This window comes from Oleiphilus sp. HI0128, from assembly GCF_001635365.1.
Genome location: NZ_LWGG01000265.1, coordinates 1 through 851 on the forward strand (window position 1 = coordinate 1; position 851 = coordinate 851).

An 851-nucleotide genomic window follows, 5' to 3' on the forward strand; every position below is an offset into this window, starting at 1 on the left:
TGAATGTGTAGCTTATAACTATTGATAGCGATGCCGCCAAACTTAATCTTGTTGGGCCCATAGGATGAGTGCCAGTTGTAGTTGGCCAGGGGAAACAGTTTAAATATGGCTGAGCAGTTTTTCGCGTTTTTACTCACAGTTTGGATGGAATCTTTATGAAATCATTGAGTTTAGCAGATCAGATTTTCTTATGGCTCGAGAAACGTCAGCAGCCAATGCATGTGGGTGGTTTGNACCTTTATCACTTTCCTGAAGATGCCGGCCCAAAATATGTGACAGAGCTTGCTGAGTATATGCGTTCCTTTCAGCAACCCATCGCGCCTTTTAATCAGCGTTTAAAATCTCGCTTCGGCCAATACCATTGGGAAGAAGATCTTCAGTTTGATCTAGAGCATCACTTTCGTCATAGCGCCTTACCAAAGCCAGGAAGAATTCGAGAACTACTCGCCTTGGTTTCGGTTAAGCATGGCGCCCTAATGGATCGAGAGCGACCAATGTGGGAAAGCCATTTGATTGAAGGTATTCGAGGTCGTCGTTTTGCGATGTACTTTAAAGCGCACCACTGTATGTTAGACGGTGTGGCGGCAATGCGGATGACAGCTAAGCTGTTATCAGAAGACCCTGAAGCTCGTGGTTTACCGCCTTTGTGGGCCTTGCCTCAAGTGAAGAAGATCCGTCCAGAAAATATTAATAATGCCAATATTGCGCAGAGTCTGGCAAATATCGTCGGTGAGGCCGGGAAGCAAATTTCTACGGTGCCGACGCTTATTAAAGAAGTGAGTCATGCTATAGGGCAGGCACGATCTAATCCAGATTATGTCTCTGTGTTTCAGGCGCCGAACAGTATTCTA

1 protein-coding gene is annotated in these 851 nt (G+C 45.6%); it reads left to right on the forward strand.

Annotation, left to right across the window (positions count from 1 at the left end; genetic code table 11):
- Positions 1 to 155: 155 nt before the first annotated feature.
- The coding region (locus tag A3763_RS03470) for a wax ester/triacylglycerol synthase domain-containing protein (protein WP_304440785.1) at positions 156 to 851 on the forward strand (696 nt) is incomplete at its 3' end.